Origin of the sequence: Sphingobium sp. B8D3A, from assembly GCF_025961995.1 — a bacterium.
Classification (GTDB): domain Bacteria; phylum Pseudomonadota; class Alphaproteobacteria; order Sphingomonadales; family Sphingomonadaceae; genus Sphingobium.
The window spans coordinates 3,651,815-3,673,952 of record NZ_JAOQOS010000001.1 but is presented as its reverse complement, the minus strand read 5'-3'; the positions used below and the strand labels follow the sequence as shown (position 1 = coordinate 3,673,952).

Sequence of the window (22,138 nt, the reverse complement as noted above, 5' to 3'; positions counted from 1 at the left end):
AGCTGGATCATGACATTACTGGATCGCAAAGTCGCCATCATCACCGGCGCGAGTTCGGGGATCGGGCGCGCCGCTGCTCTGCTGTTCACGCAACAGGGCGCGGCCGTCGTGCTGGTTGCCCGGCGCGAGGGGGCGCTTGAGAGCGTCGCCGAGTCCATCAGAGCGCAGGGTGGTCGGGCGGCCATTGTCGCGGGCGACGTGCGCGAGGAGGAGACGCACCGCCGAGCCGTCGCGGTCGCCTGTGAGACCTTCGGGGGGCTGAACATCGCGTTCAACAATGCCGGGCTTGTCGGGACGATGCAGCCGCTGGCAGATCTCACGCCGGAGGATTGGTCGCAGGTGCTGGCGGTCAACCTGACGGCGGCTTTCCTCGGCGCTCGCGCGCAGATTCCCGCCATGCTCGATCAAGGCGGCGGCGCGCTCATCTTCACTGGCAGCTTCGTGGGCAATAGCGTCGGCTTGCCCAGCATGTCGGCCTATGGGACGGCGAAGGCGGGGCTGCTTGGCATCGTGCGCGGCATTACGGCCGATTACGGCGCGCAGGGCATCCGCGCGAATGCCTTGCTTCCGGGCGGGACAGCGACAGGGATGGCAAGCGATGCCGATCAGCAGGCCTGGGCGGCTAGTCTTCACGCGATGAAGCGGATCGCCCAGCCGGAAGAAATCGCGCAGGCGGCGCTATTTTTGGCCAGCGACATGGCGAGCTTTGTGACTGGCTCGGCGCTGTGGGCGGATGGGGGCAACGCCGCCGTCAAATTGTGATACTGGGGACGTTGGCAGTCGGCGGGCGGGCTCTTGAAGGATCGGGCGGCCGTATGAAGGCCGCCCGTGTCAATCGCGCTTAGTTGCCGTCGATCACTTCCTGCCCGGCCTGACCAACCGATTCGATGTCCTTGCCGGCGCCTTTGACAGTCGCGCAAGCCTGGAGTGCGAGGGCCGCGCCGAGCAGCAGAATCAATGTGCCGCGCTGTTTCATGATTGTCTTCCTTCTGTTTGTTCCGGGCGATGAAATGCTTGAGCAACGGTTCGGTTGCGATTTCCGGTCGGCGGGCGCAGCTTGCAGGGAAGGTGTCAGGGAACGCGTGCCTCGTCGGGCCGTTCAGGAAGATGAGACGGCAGCGCCTCGGCCGCGCCGGATAGCAACCAGATGAAAGGGTCAGTGATGAGCGGGAAGATCGATGTCGCGGTAATCGTGGGCAGTCTGCGCAAGGACTCGTATAACCGCAAGGCGGCGCTGGAGCTGGCGCGCCTCGCCGATGACGATATGGCGCTGCGGATCGTGGAGATCGGCGATTTGCCGCATTATGATGAAGATGCGGAGACCGACAGCCCGCCGGCAGCGTGGACGCGCTTTCGCAAGGAGATCGCCCCGGCCGACGCGTTGCTGTTCGTCACGCCCGAATATAACCGCTCGGTGCCGGGCGTGCTCAAGAACGCTATCGACGTTGGCTCGCGGCCCTATGGCCAGAGCGTGTGGATGGGTAAGCCCGCGGCGATCATGACCGTCTCGCCGGGAGCGCTTGGCGGGTTCGGCGCCAATCATCATCTGCGCCAGATGCTGGTCTTTCAGGACACGCCGATCCTCCAGCAGCCCGAGGCCTATGTCGGCAATGCGGCCAAGCTGTTCGAGGATGACGGCCGGCTGACGGACAAGAAGACGGAGGATTTTTTCCGCAGCTTCCTGGATGCCTTCCGCAAGCTGATCGACCGGGCGGGCTGACCGCCGCTCAGTTCACGATCGACTTGAGGCGTCGCCAGATTCGCGTGCGCAGCGGCGTGCGCGATTCGATGCTGAGGCCACGCGCACGAGCTGCCCGCATGAGATCGCGGGTCAGCGCGCGCAACTGGCGGTCGTTGAGTGCCGTCGACACCCGGTGATGGCCGCCGCGCATGCCGCTTTCGGCGATATGCAGCGTCAGGATGACGCCATGGTCCGCGCCGCGCCGCTCCCAATCGATAAGCGCCCCGGAAATATACTCCTGTCGCCTGAAATCCTGTTCCGCCATGCCTTCCTCTGTTGCGCCCGGCTTGCGCGCCGTCCTGCTCGTGCAATCCCTGACCGCCGTTTCTTAACGTTTTGGAAAGGCCGGGCCGAGCCGTTGGCCCACCGGGCGCGCATTGTCTATTGCGCATTGCACAATATTCGCATTCACTGCGCGGATGCTCAAAGCTGCAGTCTATCATCGCACGGCCTATCACTACAGCAGGCCGATCCGTCTCGGGCCGCAGATCATCCGGCTTCGACCCGCGCCGCATAGCCGCACCAAGGTGCCGAACTATGCCCTGCGGATCGAGCCGGAGGGCCATTTCATCAACTGGCAGCAGGACCCGCACGGCAATTGGCAGGCGCGGCTGGTCTTTCCCGATCCGGTCGACCGTTTCGTGGTGGAAGTGGATCTGCTCGCCGATCTCGACGTCATCAATCCGTTCGATTTCTTCGTCGAGCCTTATGCCGAGGAATATCCGTTCGCTTATGACGAGGCGCTGAAGACGGATCTGGCTGCCTATTTCGAGGTCGAGGCGCAGGGGCCGCTGTTCGAGGCGCTGGTGGCGCAGCACGCAGGCCATCAGGGCCGCACCATCGATTTTCTGGTGGAGATCAATCGCCAGCTCGAACAGCGCATCGGCTATGTCATCCGCATGGAAACCGGGGTGCAGACCCCGGAAGAGACCCTGCAGATCGGCACCGGCTCTTGCCGGGATAGCGCCTGGCTGCTGGTGCAGCTGGTGCGGCGGCTGGGCTTCGCGGCGCGGTTCGTCTCGGGCTATTCGATCCAGCTCGTTGCGGATGTCGAGCCGGTGGAAGGCCCCAAGGGCGTGACGCGCGACGTGGTCGATCTCCATGCCTGGGCGGAAGTCTATGTGCCGGGCGCCGGCTGGATCGCGCTGGATGCCACTTCCGGCATGTTCGCCGGCGAGGGGCATATCCCGCTCTGTGCATCGCCCCATTATCGCTCGGCTTCGCCCATCGAGGGGCTGGCCGAGCCGGCGGAAGTGGACTTCCGCTTCGAGATGCGCGTCTCGCGCATTGCCGAGGCGGTGCGGATCACCAAGCCGTTCACCGATGAGCGCTGGGCCGCCGTGCAGGCGCTGGGCGAGCAGGTGGACGCCGACCTCGTGGCGCAGGATGTGCGGCTGACGACCGGCGGCGAGCCGACCTTCGTCGCCGAGAATGGCGGGCAGGAGGATGAGTGGAACGGCGGCGCCGTCGGCCCGACCAAGCAGGGCTATGCGGACAAGCTCGTGCGAGCGCTGCGGGAGAAATTCGCGCCGGGCGGGATGCTCCACCACGGTCAGGGCAAATGGTATCCCGGCGAGAGCCTGCCGCGCTGGGCCTATGCGGTCTACTGGCGCAAGGATGGCGTGCCGGTGTGGCGCGACCCGATGCTGATCGCGCGGGAAGAGGTCGAGGGCAAGCCGCTCGCGACGCCGGCGCTTGCCGCGCGCTTTCTGGCGACTATCGCCGCAGGCCTTGAGGTTCAGCCCGATTATGTCGCGCCGGTCTATGAGGATGAGCAAGAATGGGCGCGCAAGGCGGAAGATTTGCCCGTCAATGTGACGCCCGACGATAACAAGCTCAGCGATGTCGAGGCGCGCGAGCGGATGAAGAAGGCGTTTGCGATGGGGCTGGTCGAGCCCGTCGGCTACGCCTTGCCCATCCAGCGCTGGCAGGCCGCGCAAACCAAGCCACGCTGGCAGAGCGAGGTCTGGGCGGTGCGCCGGGGCAAGCTCCATGCCGTGCCGGGTGACAGCTCGCTGGGCTATCGCTTGCCGCTGGGCTCGCTGCCCTTGGTGCCGCCGGCCGACTTCCCGTATATCCACCCGCGCGACACGAGCGAACCGCGCGAGCCGCTTGCGGATTATCATGTCCAGCGCGCGGAGCGGGCGCGCCGGCCGGATGTGCGCGAGCAGATGGTTGCCTCCCGCGCGGAGGCCGGCGGCGCGGCTGCGCAGGAGCGGGTGGAGCAGGAGATCATCGAGGGCGCGGTGCGCACGGCGATCACCGTTGAACCCAAGGCGCATTATCTCTCCGTCTTCCTGCCGCCGGTGCGCGAGTTGGAGGACTATCTGGAGCTGATCGCGCAGGTGGAGGCCGCAGCCTGCGCCATGCGCGTCGAAGTGCGGATTGAAGGCTACGCCCCGCCGCCCGATCCGCGCCTGCAGGTGCTCAAGATCACGCCCGATCCCGGCGTCATCGAGGTCAATGTGCAGCCGGTCGCGACATGGGGCGAGACGGTCGAACTGACCGAAACGCTCTACGATGTCGCGCGGGCGCTCAAGCTCACGGCCGACAAGTTCATGGTCGATGGGCGCGCGGTGGGGACGGGTGGCGGCAATCATCTCGTGCTCGGCGGGCCGAGCCTCACCGATTCGCCGTTCATCCGCAGGCCGGACCTGCTGAAGAGCTTCGTGCTCTACTGGCAGCGTCATCCTTCGCTCAGCTATCTCTTCTCCGGCCTGTTCATCGGCCCGACCAGCCAGGCACCCCGTATTGACGAGGCGCGGCATGACGGGCTGTACGAGCTGGAGGTGGCGCTGGCGCAGGTGCCGAAACCGGGGGAAGGCGCCACGCCGCCGCCCTGGCTGGTCGACCGGCTGTTCCGCAACCTGCTGGTTGACGTGACCGGCAACACGCACCGCACCGAGATCTGCATCGACAAGATGTTCTCGCCCGATGGGCCGACCGGGCGGCTGGGGCTGGTCGAGTTCCGAGGCTTCGAGATGCCGCCGGATGCGCGGATGAGCCTGGCCCAGCAATTGCTGCTGCGCGCGCTCACCGCCTGGTTCTGGCGCGCGCCGCAGGAGGGCAATCTCGTGCGCTGGGGCACCCGCCTGCACGATCGCTTCATGCTGCCCCATTTCGTCTGGGAGGATTTTCTCGACGTGCTCGGCGACCTCCGCCGGGCCGGTTATGATTTCGATCCCAACTGGTTCGAGGCGCAGAAGCAGTTCCGCTTTCCTGTCCATGGCGCGGTACGGGCCGGCGGGCTGGAACTGGAGATTTCCCACGCGCTGGAGCCCTGGCATGTGCTGGGTGAAACCGGCGCGATCGGCGGGACCGTGCGCTATGTGGACAGCTCCACCGAGCGGCTGCAGGTGCGCGTTTCAGGGCTGGTCGAGGGGCGGCATGTCGTCGCCTGCAACGGCCGCCGCGTGCCACTGGCAGCCACTGGCGTGGCGGGCGAGGCGGTGGCCGGCGTGCGGTACAAGGCGTGGGCGCCGTCAGACTGTCTCCATCCGCGCCTGCCGGTCAACGCGCCGCTGACCTTCGACGTGTTCGACGCATGGAGCGGCCGGTCGCTGGGCGGCTGCGTCTATCATGTGGCGCATCCGGGCGGACGCAATTATGACGACGTGCCGGTGAATGCCTATGAGGCGGAGGCGCGGCGCAAGGCGCGGTTCCAGGATCATGGCCATACGCCGGGCTCCATGGCGCTGCCGCCGGACGAGAAAACGGGGGAATTTCCATTGACGCTCGATCTGCGACGGCCCGCGACCCTTTGAACGCGTCGCTTGCCATGACTGCCGGGGAAGAGGACATCGGCCAGGCCCTCGCGCGCTATGCGCGGGAAGCCGGGCGCGGTGACCTCATGCTCGCGGCGCAGGGCGATCCTGCCATGGCGCATCGCTGGGAAGCGATGTTCGGTGCCATTGCCAGCGCCGCGCGGGGCGGCTTCGCCGGTCTGCAGGCCAGGGCCGATCAGCAGGTGGTTGATCTCGGCATGGCCTTCCGCCTGACCGGCGAGGTCGAGGAGCGCGTCTGGCCGCTCAGTCCCGTGCCGATGCTGATCCACGCGACGCAGTGGCAGGGCATCGAGGCGGGTCTGGCGCAGCGGGCCGATCTGCTCGAACGGGTGCTGGACGATCTCTACGGCGAATGCAGCCTCGTCGCGAGCGGCGAACTGCCGGCGGCGATTGTCGCCGGCGCGCCGGATTATTGGCGGCAGATGCGCGGCCTGCCGCCGCCGCGCGGCAACCGGCTACAATTCTACGCGGTCGATCTGGCGCGCGGGCCGGATGGCGAATGGCGGGTGCTGGCGGATTATGTGCGCACGCCCGTCGGTGCCGGCTATGCGCTGGAAAACCGCCTCGCGATGACGCGCGCGACGGACGATGCGCTCGGCATCGTCAATTTCGTGCGGCTGGCACCCTTCTTCTCCGATTTCCGGCAGGGCCTCGCCGCCATCTGCGCCCGGCCCGATCCGCGCATCGCGCTGCTGACGCAGGGGCGCTACAATCAGAGCTATGCCGAGCAGGCGCACCTTGCGCGCTATCTCGGCATCCTGCTGGTCGAGGGTCAGGACCTCACCGTGCGCGACGGGCAGCTTTACGTCCGCACCGTCGAGGGTGTGAAGCGGGTCGATGGGCTGTGGAGGCGGATGGGCACGGACCTGCTCGACCCGCTGGCATTCGATTCGCGCTCGACCATCGGCGTGCCGGATATTTTCGAGGCGATGCGCCACGGCAACCTCGTCATCGCCAACTGGCCCGGCGCCGGGGTGCTAGAGACGCCGGCGCTCGCTGCCTTCCTGCCGCGCCTCTGCCGCAAGTTGCTCGGCGAGCCGCTGCGCATTCCCAATGTCGCGACATGGTGGTGCGGGCAGGCGAAGGAGCGCGCCCATGTCCGCGAGCAGGCGGACCGGCTGGCCATCGGCTCTGCCTTCGGCTTGCCGGTGCCGGCGATCCCCCATGGCCGCGCGCGCCTGGCCTCGCGCCTCAGCCCGGCCGAGAATGCCGCGTTCCTCGCCGAGCTGGAGCAGCGCCCGATGGACTATATCGGGCAGGAGCTGGTGCAATTGTCCACCACGCCGGCGCTGGTCGATGGCGTGCTGCTGCCGCGCCCGTTCATCCTGCGCGCCTTCCTCGCCCGCGATGCGCATGGACAGTGGCGCGCAATGCCGGGCGGGTTTGCGCGGCTCGCAGCGCATGACGACATGCGGGCGGTGCTGATGGGGCAGGGCGACATGTCCGCCGACGTCTGTATTGTCGCCGATGAACCGCAGACGGCGGTGGTCACGCTCGACAGCGGCGCGCCGGTCGCCATTCGCCGGGTCGCCGGCACGCTGCCCAGCAAGGCGGCGGATAACTTCTTTTGGCTCGCGCGCTATCTGGAGCGCGGCGAAATGGTGCTGCGCATGATCCGCGTGCTGATCGGCGGCAGCATCGAGGGTGAGGCAGCCTCCGCGCTCGACCGCCCGACGCTCGGCCGCGTGGCCGATACGCTGGTTGCCTGGGGCAGCGCCCGCAAGGACAAGCTGGGTGAAGGCACCGGCAAGCTCTGCGTCCATGCACTCAGCGATCCGGAGATGCCGGGTAGCGTCCAATCCCTGTTCGAGGCGGCCGAAGCGATTGGCCGGGGCCTGCGCGAGCGGCTGGCGGTGGATTTCTGGCGCTTGCTCAGCCGCCAGATCGACCGGGTGAGCGAAGCGCGCGAATCCCAGCTCATGGCGCATGTCGCGCGGCTGCTGGATCGTTGTGCGGCGCTCTCCGGCCTGTCTGCCGAGAATATGGTGCGCGGTGCGGGCTGGCGTTTCCTGGAGCTGGGCCGGCGGCTGGAGCGCGCCATCCACCTTTGCCGGCTGGCGCGCACCTTTGCCGGCGACGATGCCAATGGGCACGATCTCAATCTGTTTCTGGATCTGTGCGATTGCCAGATCAGCTATCGCACCCGCTACCTCTCCGGTCTGGCGCTGGCGCCGGTGCGCGACATGCTGTTGCTGGAGCCGGGCAATCCGCGCTCGCTTGCCTTTCAGGTCGATGCGATTCTCGATCATCTGCGCGCCTTGCCGACGCTGCGTGACGACGGGATGCCCGAGCCGCCGGTGCAACTCGCCCTGGCGCTCTCCGCCCGTCTGCATGCCGCCTCGGCCGAGATGCTCACGGCGCGCGATCTGGAGGTCATCGAGACGGCACTGCTCGATCTCTCGGACCGGATCGACGATCGCTTCTTCCTCAAGGGCGAGGATGCGCCGCGTGCCTCCGGCATGACGCGGCTGGCATAGATGAGGCGGATGCATAACAGGCGATGAGATATCGGGTCAGCCACATCATCCGCGTCGATTATGATCCGCCCGTGCGGCTGGCGCATTTCAATCTGCGCCTCGCGCCCATCGCATGGCCGGGGCAGCAGGTGCGGGACTATCGCCTCATCGTCGATCCTTTGCCCGACGTGCGCCAGGAGCGCGTCGGGGCCTATCCGTTCAACCTCACCCGCATCGAGATGCTCAAGCCCGTGGCCTCGCTGGAAGTGCGCTCCACGTTCATCGCCGATGTGAGCGAGGCCGAGCTGGATCTGCTTGGCGCCCAGATGAGCGTGACGGAGGTGGCGCAGGCGGCGCTGTCCGTCATGGATGTCGGGCCGATGTCCCCCGTGACCTATCTCTTCCCATCCCGCTTGCTGCCGCTTGTGCCGCAGATCGCCGCCTGGGCGCGGCCGCATCTGGCGCCCGATGCGGACTGCCTGAGCGCGGCACTGGCGCTCGCCCGGCACATCCAGGCGAGTTTCCATTACGACACCAAGGCAACCGAGGCCGATACGCCGGTGGCCGAGGCCTTCTCGATCCGGCGCGGCGTCTGCCAGGATTTCGCGCACATTCTCATCGTCGCGCTGCGTGCCGCCGGTTTGCCGGCGGCTTATGTGAGCGGCTATCTGCGCACCGATCCGCCGCCGGGGCAGGCGCGGCTGGTCGGCGCGGACGCGATGCACGCCTGGGTAGCCTTGTGGTGCGGTCCCCTGCGCGGCTGGGTCGGGATCGATCCCACCAATGGCGTGCTCGCCAATGGCGATCATCTCGTTGTCGGCATGGGCCGAGATTATTCGGACATCTCGCCCATCGATGGCGTGTTCGTCGGCGGCCATTCCCAGAAGACCTTCAATTCGGTGGACGTGTCACCCATGGACAGCCGCACCACCACCGCCTGACCGTTGCACGGTCCAAGGCCTCCCTTATGAGCGACCTCTCCCGGTCGAGCGGACCTGATCCGATCGACGCATCGGCGCGGAACGTCGCTGCGCCCTGATCGTTAGCGTCGGTGAACAGGGAGATGCGCACATGGATACCGGAGCCAGACTGACGATGCTCGCGCGCGCCGGCTTCGCGACCCGTGGCGCGCTATACATCGTCATTGCCTTTCTCGTGTTGCGGGCCGGGCGGGCCGAGGACCCGTCGGGCGCGCTTGAATATCTCGGCGATGGCGGCGGCATGATTCTCCTCGGCCTGATGGCGGCGGGATTGATCGGCTATGGGCTCTGGCGGCTGTCGGACGCCGCTTTCAACATCGAGCAGCATGATGATGATACCAAGGGCAAGATCAGCCGCGTCGGTGCAGCAGCAAGCGGGCTGATCCACCTGTTTCTGGCGTGGCAGGCGATCCGACTCATGCGGGGCACCTCCGGGGGCTCGGGCGGCGGGACGGAGGAAAGCGCACAGAGCGCCCTCCAATTGCCCGGCGGCTTTATCCTGCTCATCATCGGTGGCCTCATCCTGATCGGTACGGGGCTGTACCAGCTCTTCAAGGCCGCCAAGGGCAGCTACTTGAAGCATCTGGAACCGCAGGTCGCGCGCAAGGCCTGGGCACAATGGACCGGTCGACTGGGCTATGCGGCGCGTGGGACGATCTTCCTGATCACCGGCGGCTTTCTGGTCTCTGCGGGGCTGGATTCGCAGGCAAGCGAGGCCGGCGGCATGTCGGACGCGCTCGCCTGGCTGACCAATCCGTGGGACATCCTGATTGCCATCGGCTTGCTCGGCTTTGGCATGTTCAGCCTGATCGAAGCGCGGTACCGGCGCCTGCAGACCGTTTCGGCCGGCCCTCTGGCAAGCGGGGCATCGCGCTTCGGCTGGTGAGCGGAAGCCCAACGGTACATTGCACAGGCACCACCAAGCATTAAGCTGGCGGCGAACGATAAGGGGGATGTCATGACAGTTCAGCAGCGCGACGCGGATCCGGCGCCGCGCGAACGGCAAGGTCCGGGCGCGCGGATCGCCATGGCGACCGTGATCATTCTGGCGGTCGTGGGCACCGCGTGGCTGTTCGTCAAAATGTCCGGCCTGCTGCTGCTGGTCTTCGCGGCGCTGGTGCTGGCGGCTATTCTCGATGCCATCACCCGCGTCATCTGCCGCATCCCCAAGCTGCCGCGCGGACTTGGGCTGGCTCTTGCGGTGGTGACGCTGCTGGCGGTCATCACCGGCGCTTTCACGCTGTTCGGCACGCAGATCGTGGGCGAGTTCGACACCATCCGGGACAGCATCCCGCCCGCCATCGACCAGGTGCAGGCGCTGCTGGAGCGGTTTGGTCTCGGCGACGCCACCCGCGACCTGATCGAGCAGGGTCAGGGCGACCTTTCCAACCTTCTGTCTCAGGCCGGCGGTTATGCGCTCACGGCGGGCAACGGCATCGCCAATCTGGTGCTGCTGTTCGTCGGCGCCATCTTCATCGCCAGCGATCCCGCCGTCTATCGGCGCGGCCTCATCTTGCTGATGCCCCAGCGGGCCGAATTCCCGCTCGGCGAGGCACTCGATGATGCGGTGCGCGGCTTGCGAGGCTGGATGATGGGACAGGCTGTCTCGTCGGTGGTCGTGGCGGCGTTGACCTGGGCCGGGCTTGCGGCGTTGGGCGTGCCCGCAGCAGGCGGCCTTGGCATCATTGCGGGCCTGCTGGATGTGATCCCGATGATCGGCCCGATCATCGCGGGCGTGCCGGCCGTGTTGCTCGCCTTTACCGTGTCGCCGATGACCGCCCTGTGGACGACGTTGGTGTTCCTCGTCATCCAACAATTGCAGGGCAATTTCCTGCAGCCAATGATTCAGAAACAAGCCGTGGACGTGCCGCCCGCCGTGCTGCTCTTCGCGGTAGTGGCGGCCGGGCTTCTGTTCGGCTTCATGGGCATGCTGCTGGCTGCGCCGCTGACGGTGGTGGTCTTCGTGATGGTCCAGCGCATCTATGTGCGCACGCTGCTTGGGAAGAAGATCAAGATCGCCGGGCAGGACTGACGGGCGCGCGAGAACCGTGGCTGATCATGAGGGACGGGCGGGGCCAGCCGCTCGTCCGGACAACAAAAAAGGCGCCGGAAAGTCCGACGCCGTTCTTGTCTTGAAATCCGCGAGAGCGCTCAGGCCAGGCCGGCGACGCTCTTGGTCAGGCGGCTGAACTTGCGCGAGGCGGTGTTCTTGTGGAGCACGCCACGGGCCACGCCGCGCGACAGCTCAGGCTGTGCGGCGGAAAGGGCTGCCTGCGCCGCCGACTTGTCACCAGCTGCGACCGCTGCTTCCACCTTCTTTACGAGGGTGCGGATGCGGCTCATGCGGCTACCGTTGATCTCGGCGCGACGTGCGCTGCGACGAATGCGCTTCTTTGCCTGCGGCGTATTGGCCATGAAATTCCTCGAACTCGAAACTGTTTTTGGGCGCGCGGCCCGACTCGCCAGGCGGAAGCCGCAGGCGCGCGAAGGCCGGGCCATTAGCCCTGATCCGGGACAGCGTCAACCGCCTTGTGGCGACGAAGCCGGCTTCTGCGTGCCTGTCGCATCGGTGCGTAAGCGCGCTTCCACCTCGCCGACCGGGACGGAAGCGGCATCCGGCAGGTCGTCTGGCTCCGTGATGGGGAGCGCGGCCTCATCCTGCCCGCGCATCCCGGCCACGATGTTCCAGGTGGCGATGAACAGGGCAGCGATGACCGGACCGATCACCAGCCCGCTGAAGCCGAACAGTTGCAGCCCGCCCAGCGTGGTGATGAGCACCAGATAGTCCGGCATCCTGGTATCCCGCCCGACGAGGATCGGCCGCAGCAGATTATCCACCATCCCGATCACGAAGATGCCGCAGAAGATGAGGATGAGCGCTTGGGCCAGCGCGCCGCTGACTAGCAGGTAGACCGCGACCGGCACCCAGACGATGCCGGTGCCCACGGCGGGCAACAGCGAGAAGAAGCCCATCATCACGCCCCACAGCAAGGCGCCTTCGACGCCCAGCAGCCAGAACACGACTCCGCCGATGAAGCCCTGCACGATGGCGACGATAATGCTGCCTTTCACGGTCGCGCGGATCACCAGTACGAACTGGCGGAGCAATTCCCGGCGCGGGCCATCGCGTAGCGGCGTCCGCTTGATCACGCTCTCCATCAGAGTCTCGCCATCGCGCAGCAGGAAATAAGTGAGATAGAGCATGACGGTGAACGCGATGAACAGGCTGAACGCACTCTGGCCGATGTTGACGGCCTGCGCTGCCACGAACTGGAAGCTGTCTGCCGCCGCTTCGCGCAGCCGCTCTTGCGCGGCATTGAAATTGTCGAGCCCGTAACGCTGGAGCCAGCTTTCGGACCAAGCGGGCATGCTGGCGCGCAGATCATCGAACAATTGCGCGAAGTTGATCTCGCCGGACTGAATGCGCGCGTAGAACACGCTCGCTTCCTGAATCAGCGCGATGGTGAGCAGCAGCGCCGGTACGATCACCAGTGCGATGATGAGCAGCAACGTCAGGCCGGCAGCGGCGCTGGGCCAGCGCGGCATGATGTCGCGAATCTCGCGATGCACCGGCTGGAACAGGATGGCGATGATCACGCCCCACAGGATCGCCTGGAAATAAGGCTCCAGAATGAACGCGAAGGCGACCGTGATGAGAATGACCAGCGCGAGAAAGGCGTGATCCTCGATCTTGCGGGGTGGCGGGCTGGCATCCATGCTGGGCGAATTCCGTTCAGTTCGTCTGGCGCGACCTCATCGCAAAAACAGCGCAAAGGCAATGTCGATCCGTTGAGGTCGGCGATTCCTCAGCGCGTATCGACCCCGACAGCCTGGCTGATCGACGTGAACCCATCCCGGCGCAAGAGATCGGCGAGCCCGGCATTGATGCGCGCGGGCAGATACGGCCCCTCATAGACCATCGCCGAATAGAGCTGGATGAGGCTCGCGCCGGCGCGGATGCGGGCATAGGCCTGCTCGGCGGTACGGATGCCGCCGGCGCCGATCAACGGCAGCCGGTCGCCGAGGCGCTGGCGGAAATCGCGCAGGCGGCCAAGGGCCATGTCATGCAGCGGTGCGCCGGACAGGCCGCCCGATTCCCCGGCATTGGCGGAGCGGAGGGAGGCCGGACGGCTGATCGTGGTGTTCGTTACGATCAGTCCGTCGATGCGGTGCTGCAAAGCCAGTTCCGCGATGTCGTCGACGTCCGCCGGCTCGAGATCGGGTGCGATCTTGAGCAGCATTGGCGGCCCATCCTCTGCACGCGCGGCCATCACGCGGCCGAGCAAGGCGTCGAGCGCGCCCCGGTCCTGCAGAGCGCGCAGGCCAGGCGTGTTGGGCGAGGACACATTGACGGTGAGGTAATGGCAATGGGGGCTCATCGCCCGCACGCCTTCCTCATAATCGGCAATGCGATCCTCGGTGTCCTTGTTGGCGCCGATGTTTATGCCGATGATCAGCCCCCGTGGCTTGCCGCGTCGACCGAGCCGGGCGCAGGCCGCCGGTTGCCCGCCATTGTTGAACCCCAGCCGGTTGATGATGCCGCCATCCTCGACCAGCCGGAAAATGCGCGGGCGTGGATTGCCGACCTGTGGGCGCGGGGTCAGTGTCCCCAATTCTCCAAAGCCGAAGCCCAGCGCGCCGACCCGGTCTATCACGTCGCCATTCTTGTCGAACCCCGCAGCGAGGCCGACTGGGCTGGCGAAGTCCAGTCCGAACAGCCGTTGGGCCAGAATTGGGTCCGGCTTGGGGGCTGAGGGCAAAGGCAGGCGCAGCGCGGCAAGGGCGAGGCCATGGGCGCGCTCCGCATCGAGCGCGAACAGGAGAGGGCGGAGCTTCTGGTACATGCCGCGCGCTATGCCAGCGCTCGGTCAAGCGGTCAAAGGGCAGCGCAACGGAGCCGTGGCGCGGAATCTCAACCGGGCTACGATTCGCATTATCATGACGATTCCGTCCAATCCAAGCTGAACGAATCGCGTTACGGCGAGACTGCGACCCGAAGGGCTCTTGGTCATTTGGCTCAGAGACCTTGAACTTTAGCGGTCTGGCGGGTGATATTGCCTGCCGGGCCGCTTTTTTATTTGCCGCATCAGCGATTTGTGCGAAAGGTCGTTCAGGGTGGAGCACGCGATGGCGTGGCCTTGGCCCTGCCGAACTGCCAGTCCTTCCGATCGAACATTTCGGCTCGTCTTTCCCTGGAGAGTGGTCAGGGTCGCGCGTGCGTCACAGATTCTCCGTTGCCGATACTGCGGACATGGTAGCGCTCAGCTACTTCGTTCCGCCTGTCGATCTGGCCCACTATTTTGGCGCAATGTACTTGTTCACGGCGGACCAGCCGCGCGTGGCGGACCATACCCGTGCGGACTTCGCGCAAATCCGCTTCATGCTCGCCGGTTCGGGCGCCTATCGGTTCGTGGACGGGCACCGGGCGGAGACCCCTGAATGCTGCCTGCTCGGCGCGACCAGCGCGGCAACGCATTTCGATGTGCACGGGCCTTTGCAGGTGTTCGGCGTTTCCGTACTGCCGCTGGGCTGGGCGGCGCTGCGGGCCGGCGATGCGGATGCGGCATCCGATGATGTCGTCGATCTCGCTGCCCGGTTCGGCCCGGGCTGGACCGACATGCTCTCGGCGCTGCGGAGGATCGATGATCCTGGCAACGCGGAAGATATCTTCTGGGCTTTCATCCGCGATCACCTTCATCCCGTCCCGGATGCGGAGCGCAGATTCATCGAGGTCGTGGACCGCTGGCTGGCAGACGAGCAGTCGCCCCGGGTCGAGGTGCTGCAGGAGACGACGGGTCTTTCCGCGCGCCAGCTCGCGCGCTGGTGCAACCGGCTGTACGGCGCGCCGCCCAAATATCTGGCGCGCAAGTATCGGGCGCTGCGCTGTGCCCAGGTTCTGGCGCGCGAAGATCTGGAATGGGCGGAAGTGAGTGGCGATGCCTTCTATGACCAATCGCATTTCATCCGCGAGATCAAGCATTTCACGGGCCTCACGCCCACGGAGCTGCGCGAGCGAGCCAGCATCGTAATCCGTCTCTCGATGAAGCGCGCGGAGCTGAAGGACGGGATCGCCAGGTTGAGTCAGATCAGCTGACTCGCCAGCCGCTGCCGCGTGCTCGCCCCTCATCGCGTAAGGCAACAGAAGCGCCCGCGCTGCGAATTGCTCCGCTTTCGGGCTTGATTTCCGGCGAGCGCCGGCCCATTTGCGCAATCAGACCAATTTACTCCGATTTGAGAGTCGTTTGCAAACATGCGCCTGTCGAGCCTTGCCGATTATGCCGTGCTGATGATGCGGACCGCCGCGTCGCAGTGCGGTGGCGCGCGGGCGAACGCCGCGAGCCTCTCGGCCAAGGCCGGCATTCCGGTGCCGACGGGGCAGAAGCTTGCGAGCCTGCTCGGCCGGGCCGGGCTGATCAAGGCGACGCGCGGCAGCGGCGGCGGTATCAAGCTGGCGCGTCCGGCAGCGGCGATCACGCTGGCCGACATCATCGAGGCGGTCGATGGCCCGATCGCGCTCACTGGCTGCCTCGAGCCGCACGGGGCGGAATGCTGCGCCCTCTCGCAGCCCTGTGACATCCGCCCGCACTGGATCGGCGTCAACGCGCTGGTCCGCGATGCGCTGGCGCATGTCACGCTGGCTCATCTCATCGCTTCCCCTGAAACGCTGCCGGTTGCGGCTTTCTCACCTCCGGGCCTGACTGGCCCTGCAAGCGCAACCGCCATGGAGTCCGTGCAATGACTGCCCCGGTCGATACCCGCCCCAAGAATGAAGATGCGCTCGCCGCCGCCAAGAAGGTGAGCGACTATGAGTGGGGCTTCAGTTCGGACATCGAGCAGGAGTTCGCGCCCAAGGGCCTGAGCGAGGACACTGTCCGCTTCATCTCGGCCAAGAAGAACGAGCCGGAATGGATGTTGGAGTGGCGCCTCAAGGCCTATCGCCACTGGCTGACAATGGACTCGCCGGATTGGGCGAAGCTCAACGTGCCGCCGATCGATTATCAGGACGCCTATTATTATGCGGCGCCCAAGAAGAAGGTCGAGCTGGGCAGCCTGGACGAGCTCGATCCGGAGATCCGCCGGACTTACGAGAAGCTGGGCATTCCAATCGAGGAGCAGAAGGTGCTCGCCAATGTCGCGGGCGCGCGCCGGGTCGCTGTGGACGCCGTGTTCGACAGCGTTTCGGTCGCCACCACCTTCCGCAAGGAACTGGAGGAAGCCGGCGTCATCTTCCGCTCGATCAGCGAGGCGATCCGCGAGTTTCCCGAGCTGGTGAAGAAGTGGCTGGGCAAGGTCGTGCCGATGCATGACAACTACTTCGCCACATTGAACTGCGCGGTCTTCTCGGATGGGACCTTCGTCTACATTCCGGAGGGCGTGCGCTGCCCGATGGAGCTCTCCACCTATTTCCGCATCAATGCCGAGAATACCGGCCAATTCGAGCGCACGCTGATCGTCGCGGACAAGGGCAGCTACGTTTCCTATCTGGAAGGCTGCACCGCCCCGCAGCGCGACGAGAACCAGCTCCACGCTGCCGTGGTCGAGCTGGTCGCGCTCGATGATGCCGAGATCAAATATTCGACCGTGCAGAACTGGTATCCCGGCGATGCTGAGGGCAAGGGCGGCATCTACAATTTCGTCACCAAGCGCGCGCTCTGCCAGGGGCGCAATAGCAAGGTGAGCTGGACTCAGGTGGAAACCGGCAGCGCGATCACGTGGAAATATCCCAGCTGCGTGCTGAACGGCGAGAACAGCGTCGGCGAGTTCTACTCGGTGGCGGTGACCAACAATCGCCAGCAGGCCGATACCGGCACCAAGATGATCCACAACGGGAAGAACACCCGTTCGACGATCGTCTCCAAGGGCATCAGCGCCGGCAAGTCCAATGGCACCTATCGCGGCCTTGTGCGGATGAGCGCCAATGCGGAAGGGGCGCGCAACTTCACCCAGTGCGATTCGCTGCTGCTGGGTGACCAGTGCGGCGCCCACACCGTGCCCTATATCGAGGTGAAGAACCCGAGCGCCATCGTCGAGCATGAGGCGACGACGAGCAAGATCAGCGACGATCAGCTCTTCTACGCCCTGCAGCGCGGGCTGGATCAGGAAGCGGCGGTGAGCCTGATCGTCAACGGCTTCGCCAAGGATGTGCTCCAGCAACTGCCGATGGAATTCGCGGTGGAAGCACAGAAGCTGCTCGGGATTTCGTTGGAAGGTTCGGTGGGGTGACCTCTGCCCTGTCCTCCCACGTCATGCAGGACCTGATCCGGCATCCCGCTTCTTACGGCACGGCGCCGAACGGCAGCTGGACCCCGGATCAAGTCCGGAGCGATGAACATTAAACTCCCTCTCCCTGAGCGGGCTTTTACAGGAACGAGACTTTTGAGCGACGAAGACGATATCCAGGATGCCCTCGCCGATTTCGCGGAAGATGTCGGCAATGGCCAGTCGTGGACGGCGGCGATCCGCATCCTGACCGAGGATTACGAACTGGAAGAGGGCGAGCTTCAGCCGCGTGCCGTCCAGGATTTCGGCGATCTCGATGCCTATCAGGCGCAGTGCCGCGAGGCGCTGGCCAAGGGCGATGCGACGTTCACCGAACGGCTGCGGACGGACAAGGCGTTTCACAAGGCCAAGGCGCCCAATCTCGCGCGCATGGGGCCGGTGAGCGAGTTCGTCGTTGGTCTGCTGGAGAAGGGCGCGCCGGAGCCGGGCGCCGACTGGTGGCCCTATATGCCGATCAAGCGGCACATCGACACGCTGTTCCCCGCTCCCGGCGATGTGCGTGACATGGCCTTCTGGACGGCCCGCACGCTCATCCGCCAGCACGAGCAGGAAGGCGCGCGCTGATGCTGACCATCGACAATCTCCACACCGAAATCGACGGCAAGGCCATCCTCAAGGGCCTCAGCCTCTCGATCAATGCGGGCGAGATCCACGCGATCATGGGGCCGAACGGCGCGGGCAAGTCCACGCTGGCCTATACGCTTGGCGGTCGGCCCGGTTATGAAGCCACGCAGGGCAGCGCCTCGTTCAACGGTGCCGATCTGCTCGACATGGAGCCGCATGAGCGCGCCGCAGCCGGCTTGTTCCTCGGCTTCCAATATCCGGTCGAGATTCCTGGCGTTTCCAATGTCCAGTTCCTGCGCGAGGCGCTGAACAGCCAGCGCCGCGTCCGCGGTGAAGAGCCGCTGTCCGCCGCCGATTTCCTGCGGCTGGCGCGCGAGAAGGCGGCGCTGCTCGGCATGGACATGGAGATGCTCAAGCGCCCGGTGAATGTGGGCTTTTCCGGCGGCGAGAAGAAGCGCGCCGAGATGGTCCATATGGGCATATTGGACCCGAAGCTGGCGATTCTCGACGAGACCGATTCCGGCCTCGATATCGATGCGCTCAAGACCGTGGGCGCAGGGATCAACGCGATCATGCGCGCGCCGGACAAGGCCGTGCTGCTCATCACCCATTATCAGCGCCTGCTCGATTATGTGCAGCCGGACTTCGTGCACGTGCTCGCCGCCGGCCGCATCGTGAAATCGGGCGGACCGGAACTGGCGCTGGCGCTGGAGAAGGACGGCTATGCCGAGGTGGTCGCGGCATGAGTCTGATGGCCGCCTTGGTGCTCGCGCAGAGCGCCGTCGCTGCGCCGCCGGTGCCGAATGAGGGCGCGACCGACGAGGACATCACCGTCATCGCGCAGCGCCTGCGCGGCGTCCAGGTGGGCGTCACGCGTGACGCAGCGGGCAAATATCATTGCGGATTGAGTGAATCGACCGGCGTGCGCAAGCTCGACGCGGCGCTGTGCAAGGCCACCACGCAATGCGTGCGCAAGGGCAAGGCGTCGCAGGACGAGGTGCGCGCCTGTGTGGACAAGGCCCGGCCCTCGTTGGTCGCGCGCATTCGCGAGTATCTGTCGACCGAGCGTGCGGGAGGCGGCGCATGATGTCACCGGCAACGCTCCCCACGCGCCGCGACGAGGCTTGGCGCTATAGCGATCTCGACGCTGCGGCGCAGGTCTGGCCCGTGGGCGCGCCCGAGCGGATCGTCGTCGCGCCCGGCGAAGTGCGCACGCTGGCGCTGCTGCAGGATGGCGCGGACGGCGAGAGCATCGTGCGCGATCATCTGGTCGAGATCGGCGCGGGCGGCACGCTCAACGTCCATCTGCTGAACAGCGGCGGCACGCTGGGGCGGGTCACCTTCGACGTGACGCTCGCTCGCCATGCGCATTTCGAGCTGAAGGCGGCGTTGATCGGCGGCGCCTCGCAGACCATCGAACTGGTGACGACGCTCAACCATGCCGAGCCGGAAGCGACCAGTGCACAGACCGTGCGGGCGATCGCGGCGGGCAAGGCGACGACCAATTATCTCGGGCAGATCCGCGTCGCGCGCGATGCGCAGAAGACCGATGCCGCGCAGAGCTTCAAGGCGATGCTGCTCGGCCGTACCGCCACGGCCAATGCCAAGCCAGAGCTGGAGATCTTCGCCGATGACGTGAAGTGCGCCCATGGCGCCAGCATCGGCCAGCTCGATGCCGCTGCCCTGTTCTACATGGCCTCGCGCGGGATCGATCCGGCAAGCGCCAAGGCGCTGCTGCTCGAAGCCTTCATCGCCGGACTGTTCGACGACATGGCCGACGAGGCCGAGCGCGAGCGGTTCGCGACGGTAGCGCGGGCCCGGTTGGAGGCGCTGGGATGACGCGGTATGGTGCTGTTCTGAATGGTTCGCTGGCCTCTACCGCCCCCGTGCTCCTGCGAAGGCAGGAGCCCAAGGCGCAACCGACTGCCCTTGCCCCCCTGGGCTCCTGCCTTGACAGGAGCAAGGGAAGGGACGGTGCTGGGTGTGTCTCGACTTCGCTCGACACGAACGGAAGGGTGGGGTTGATCGGGTTATTCCGGCCTCGGGTTCGCGCTCGCGCGCTCTATTCGGAGATGTCAGCGTGATTACGACCAAGACCTCGTTCGCTTCGAGCGAAGTCGAGACACCCTCCGCCGCAACCATGAACGCGCTCCACAGCCGCCGCACCGATTTCCCCGGCCTCGTCACCGCTGACGGCAAGCCCTGGCACTATCTCGATACTGCCGCCACGGCACAGAAGCCGCAGGCGGTGATCGATGCCACCATACGGGCAATGGGCGCGGACTATGCGACGGTCCATCGCGGCGTCTACGCGCGCTCGGCGGACATGACGCTGGCGTTCGAGGCCGCGCGCCGTCGCGTGGCTCGCTTTATCAACGCGCCGAGCGAGAATGAGATCGTGTTCGTGCGCGGCGCGACCGAGGGGATCAATCTCGTCGCGCAGAGCTGGGGCGGCGCCAATCTCAAGGCCGGCGACCGCATCCTGCTCTCGACGCTCGAGCATCACAGCAACATCGTGCCCTGGCAACTCATTGCGCAGCGCACGGGTGCGCAAATCGACGTCGTGCCGCTGACGCCGGATGGTCGCATCGATCTGGATGCCATGGCGGCGATGATCCGTCCGGAGCACAAGCTCGTGGCACTTGCGCATGTCTCCAATGTGCTCGGCAGCGTGCTGGACGTGCGGCGCGCCGCGGAGATTGCCCATGGTGCCGGGGCGCTGCTGCTGGTCGATGGCTGCCAGGCCGCACCGCGTCTCGCCATCGACGTGCAGGCGCTCGGCTGCGATTTCTACCTGTTCTCGGGCCACAAGCTCTATGGCCCTACCGGCATCGGCGTACTGTGGGCGCGGGGCGAGATCCTCGAGGCCATGCCGCCTTATCATGGCGGCGGCGCGATGATCGACAAGGTGACCTTCGCCCGCACCACTTATGCACCGCCCCCCGCGCGGTTCGAGGCAGGCACGCCCGCGATCATCGAGACGATCGGGCTGGCGGCGGCAATCGATTATGTCGAGGCGATCGGGCTCGATCGCATGGCTGCCCATGAGGATGCACTGGTCGCACGCACGCGTGAGGCGTTGCGCGGCATCAACACCATCCGCCTGCTCGGGCCGGAGGATGCGGCGGGAATCGTCTCTTTCGTGATGGAGGGGGTTCATCCCCACGACATCGGCACTATCTTGGATGAGAGCGGCGTGGCGATCCGCGCGGGCCATCACTGCGCACAGCCGCTCATGGCGCATCTTGGAGTCGAGGCGACGGCGAGGGCCAGCTTCGGGATTTACAATGATGAAAGCGATATCGAGGCGCTGCTGCGTGGCCTCGATCGGGTCAGGACGATATTCGGATGAATGACGAGAGCAGAATCAGGACCGAGGAAGTCGAAGGCGTCGCTCCGCCGCCGCGCGCTCGCGTGAGCGATGTGGTGGAGGATGCTTCCGGCGTTGCGGAAAACGCCTCGGACAAGGTCGCCCGCAAGCGCGACTATCTGGAGGGCTTTCTCGCCCAGAAGCCCAGCGATGCGCCCGCCGGTGAGCCGGGCGGCGCGACCTATGATGCGGTGATCGATGCGCTCAAGAGCATCTTCGATCCGGAAATCCCCGTGAACATCTACGATCTCGGGCTGATCTACGGGGTCGAGGTGGGCGAGGACAATCATGTCGCCGTGACCATGACGCTGACGACGCCGCATTGCCCGGTCGCGGAATCGATGCCGGGCGAAGTGGAAATGCGCGTGGGATCGGTGCCCGGCGTCGGGCTGGTGGACGTCAATCTCGTCTGGGACCCACCGTGGGACCCGCAGAAGATGAGCGATGAAGCCAAGCTGGAACTGGGGATGCTGTAACGCTTCGCCAAAAGGAGACCTTTTGGCGAGTTGGGAACAATTCTTGTCCGTTCGCCCTGAGCTTGTCGAAGGGTTCTTCTTTTGAAGACTGCACGGACATTGAGTGAGAGTGAGACTGATGACCACGACCACCACCAAGCGCCCGCTGCCCGCCGCCGTCACGCTGACGCCGGCCGCCGAGCAGCGCGTCGCGGAGCTGATGGCCAAAGCGCCTGAGGGCACTATTGGGGTCAAGCTCTCCACCCCGCGCCGTGGCTGCTCGGGGCTGGCCTATTCCGTCGATTATGTGAGCGAGGTCGCGCCGTTCGATGAGCGCATCGAGACGCCCGGCGGGCTGTTCTTCATCGATGCCGCCTCGGTGCTCTACCTGATCGGTTCGACCATGGACTGGGTGGAAGACGATTTCACCGCCGGCTTCGTGTTCAACAATCCCAATGCCAAGGGCGCCTGCGGCTGCGGCGAAAGCTTCACCGTCTGAAGGCGGGC

At 65.8% G+C, this 22,138-nt stretch carries 22 protein-coding genes; 17 read left to right on the top strand and 5 right to left on the bottom strand.

The window, feature by feature from the left end; all coding sequences use genetic code 11:
- Positions 1-9 precede the first annotated feature (9 nt).
- Positions 10-762, top strand: coding sequence for an SDR family oxidoreductase (locus M2342_RS16985; protein WP_264579935.1), 753 nt, complete (start codon positions 10-12; stop codon positions 760-762).
- A gap of 79 nt (positions 763-841) precedes the next feature.
- Here the strand turns inward: M2342_RS16985 and M2342_RS16980 are convergent, their stop codons facing one another.
- A complete protein-coding gene (locus M2342_RS16980; protein WP_181558396.1) occupies positions 842-976 on the bottom strand; it encodes an entericidin A/B family lipoprotein in 135 nt (44 codons plus the stop codon).
- A 186-nt stretch (positions 977-1,162) separates the two neighbouring features.
- Between M2342_RS16980 and M2342_RS16975 the strand changes: the two genes are divergently transcribed.
- A complete protein-coding gene (locus tag M2342_RS16975) occupies positions 1,163-1,720 on the top strand; it encodes an NADPH-dependent FMN reductase (protein WP_181558397.1) in 558 nt (185 codons plus the stop codon).
- Between the two features lie 7 nt (positions 1,721-1,727).
- On the opposite strand, the gene M2342_RS16970 is transcribed toward M2342_RS16975, so the two are convergent.
- Entirely contained in the window at positions 1,728-2,006 is a 279-nt protein-coding gene (locus tag M2342_RS16970) for a hypothetical protein (protein ID WP_181558398.1), read from the bottom strand.
- Between the two features lie 154 nt (positions 2,007-2,160).
- Between M2342_RS16970 and M2342_RS16965 the strand changes: the two genes are divergently transcribed.
- The 5 genes from M2342_RS16965 (at position 2,161) to M2342_RS16945 (ending at position 10,994) form a co-directional block, all read left to right on the top strand.
- A complete protein-coding gene (locus M2342_RS16965; protein ID WP_264579934.1) occupies positions 2,161-5,505 on the top strand; it encodes a DUF2126 domain-containing protein in 3,345 nt (1,114 codons plus the stop codon).
- A gap of 14 nt (positions 5,506-5,519) precedes the next feature.
- Entirely contained in the window at positions 5,520-8,003 is a 2,484-nt protein-coding gene (locus M2342_RS16960) for a circularly permuted type 2 ATP-grasp protein (RefSeq protein ID WP_264579933.1), read from the top strand.
- A gap of 23 nt (positions 8,004-8,026) precedes the next feature.
- A complete protein-coding gene (locus M2342_RS16955; protein WP_264579932.1) occupies positions 8,027-8,923 on the top strand; it encodes a transglutaminase family protein in 897 nt (298 codons plus the stop codon).
- A gap of 130 nt (positions 8,924-9,053) precedes the next feature.
- Positions 9,054-9,848 carry a DUF1206 domain-containing protein gene (locus M2342_RS16950; RefSeq protein WP_264579931.1) on the top strand — a complete coding sequence of 265 codons (795 nt, stop codon included), beginning with the start codon at positions 9,054-9,056 and terminating at the stop codon, positions 9,846-9,848.
- A 72-nt stretch (positions 9,849-9,920) separates the two neighbouring features.
- A complete protein-coding gene (locus M2342_RS16945; RefSeq protein WP_264579930.1) occupies positions 9,921-10,994 on the top strand; it encodes an AI-2E family transporter in 1,074 nt (357 codons plus the stop codon).
- A 119-nt stretch (positions 10,995-11,113) separates the two neighbouring features.
- Here the strand turns inward: M2342_RS16945 and rpsT are convergent, their stop codons facing one another.
- The 3 genes from rpsT to M2342_RS16930 form a co-directional block, all read right to left on the bottom strand.
- On the bottom strand, positions 11,114-11,377 hold the full coding sequence (gene rpsT, locus M2342_RS16940) for a 30S ribosomal protein S20 (protein ID WP_264579929.1): 264 nt from the start codon (positions 11,375-11,377) through the stop codon (positions 11,114-11,116).
- Positions 11,378-11,482: 105 nt separating this feature from the next.
- On the bottom strand, positions 11,483-12,679 hold the full coding sequence (locus M2342_RS16935) for an AI-2E family transporter (protein ID WP_181558405.1): 1,197 nt from the start codon (positions 12,677-12,679) through the stop codon (positions 11,483-11,485).
- 89 nt (positions 12,680-12,768) lie between these two features.
- Positions 12,769-13,806, bottom strand: coding sequence for a quinone-dependent dihydroorotate dehydrogenase (locus M2342_RS16930; protein ID WP_264579928.1), 1,038 nt, complete (start codon positions 13,804-13,806; stop codon positions 12,769-12,771).
- Positions 13,807-14,177: 371 nt separating this feature from the next.
- On the opposite strand from M2342_RS16930, the gene M2342_RS16925 reads away from it, so the two are divergent.
- From M2342_RS16925 to M2342_RS16880, 10 genes are all read left to right on the top strand, one after another.
- Complete coding sequence (locus M2342_RS16925; RefSeq protein ID WP_264573824.1) at positions 14,178-15,056, top strand: AraC family transcriptional regulator; 879 nt, start codon at positions 14,178-14,180, stop codon at positions 15,054-15,056.
- Between the two features lie 156 nt (positions 15,057-15,212).
- Positions 15,213-15,701, top strand: a complete 489-nt coding sequence (locus M2342_RS16920; RefSeq protein WP_264573823.1) for an RrF2 family transcriptional regulator — start codon at positions 15,213-15,215, stop codon at positions 15,699-15,701.
- Entirely contained in the window at positions 15,698-17,185 is a 1,488-nt protein-coding gene (gene sufB / locus M2342_RS16915) for a Fe-S cluster assembly protein SufB (protein ID WP_181558409.1), read from the top strand. Before M2342_RS16920 ends, sufB begins: the two co-directional genes overlap by 4 nt.
- A gap of 153 nt (positions 17,186-17,338) precedes the next feature.
- Complete coding sequence (locus tag M2342_RS16910) at positions 17,339-17,806, top strand: hypothetical protein (protein WP_264571816.1); 468 nt, start codon at positions 17,339-17,341, stop codon at positions 17,804-17,806.
- On the top strand, positions 17,806-18,552 hold the full coding sequence (sufC, locus tag M2342_RS16905; protein ID WP_264579927.1) for a Fe-S cluster assembly ATPase SufC: 747 nt from the start codon (positions 17,806-17,808) through the stop codon (positions 18,550-18,552). Before M2342_RS16910 ends, sufC begins: the two co-directional genes overlap by 1 nt.
- Entirely contained in the window at positions 18,549-18,893 is a 345-nt protein-coding gene (locus M2342_RS16900; protein WP_264579926.1) for a hypothetical protein, read from the top strand. Before sufC ends, M2342_RS16900 begins: the two co-directional genes overlap by 4 nt.
- Entirely contained in the window at positions 18,893-19,645 is a 753-nt protein-coding gene (locus M2342_RS16895; RefSeq protein ID WP_264580072.1) for a SufD family Fe-S cluster assembly protein, read from the top strand. The genes M2342_RS16900 and M2342_RS16895 overlap by 1 nt, the downstream gene beginning before the upstream one ends.
- Before the next feature lie 301 nt (positions 19,646-19,946).
- Complete coding sequence (locus tag M2342_RS16890) at positions 19,947-21,158, top strand: cysteine desulfurase (protein ID WP_264580071.1); 1,212 nt, start codon at positions 19,947-19,949, stop codon at positions 21,156-21,158.
- Complete coding sequence (locus M2342_RS16885; protein WP_181558413.1) at positions 21,155-21,652, top strand: SUF system Fe-S cluster assembly protein; 498 nt, start codon at positions 21,155-21,157, stop codon at positions 21,650-21,652. Before M2342_RS16890 ends, M2342_RS16885 begins: the two co-directional genes overlap by 4 nt.
- Positions 21,653-21,770: 118 nt before the next feature.
- Entirely contained in the window at positions 21,771-22,130 is a 360-nt protein-coding gene (locus M2342_RS16880) for a HesB/IscA family protein (protein WP_264579925.1), read from the top strand.
- Positions 22,131-22,138 lie beyond the last annotated feature (8 nt).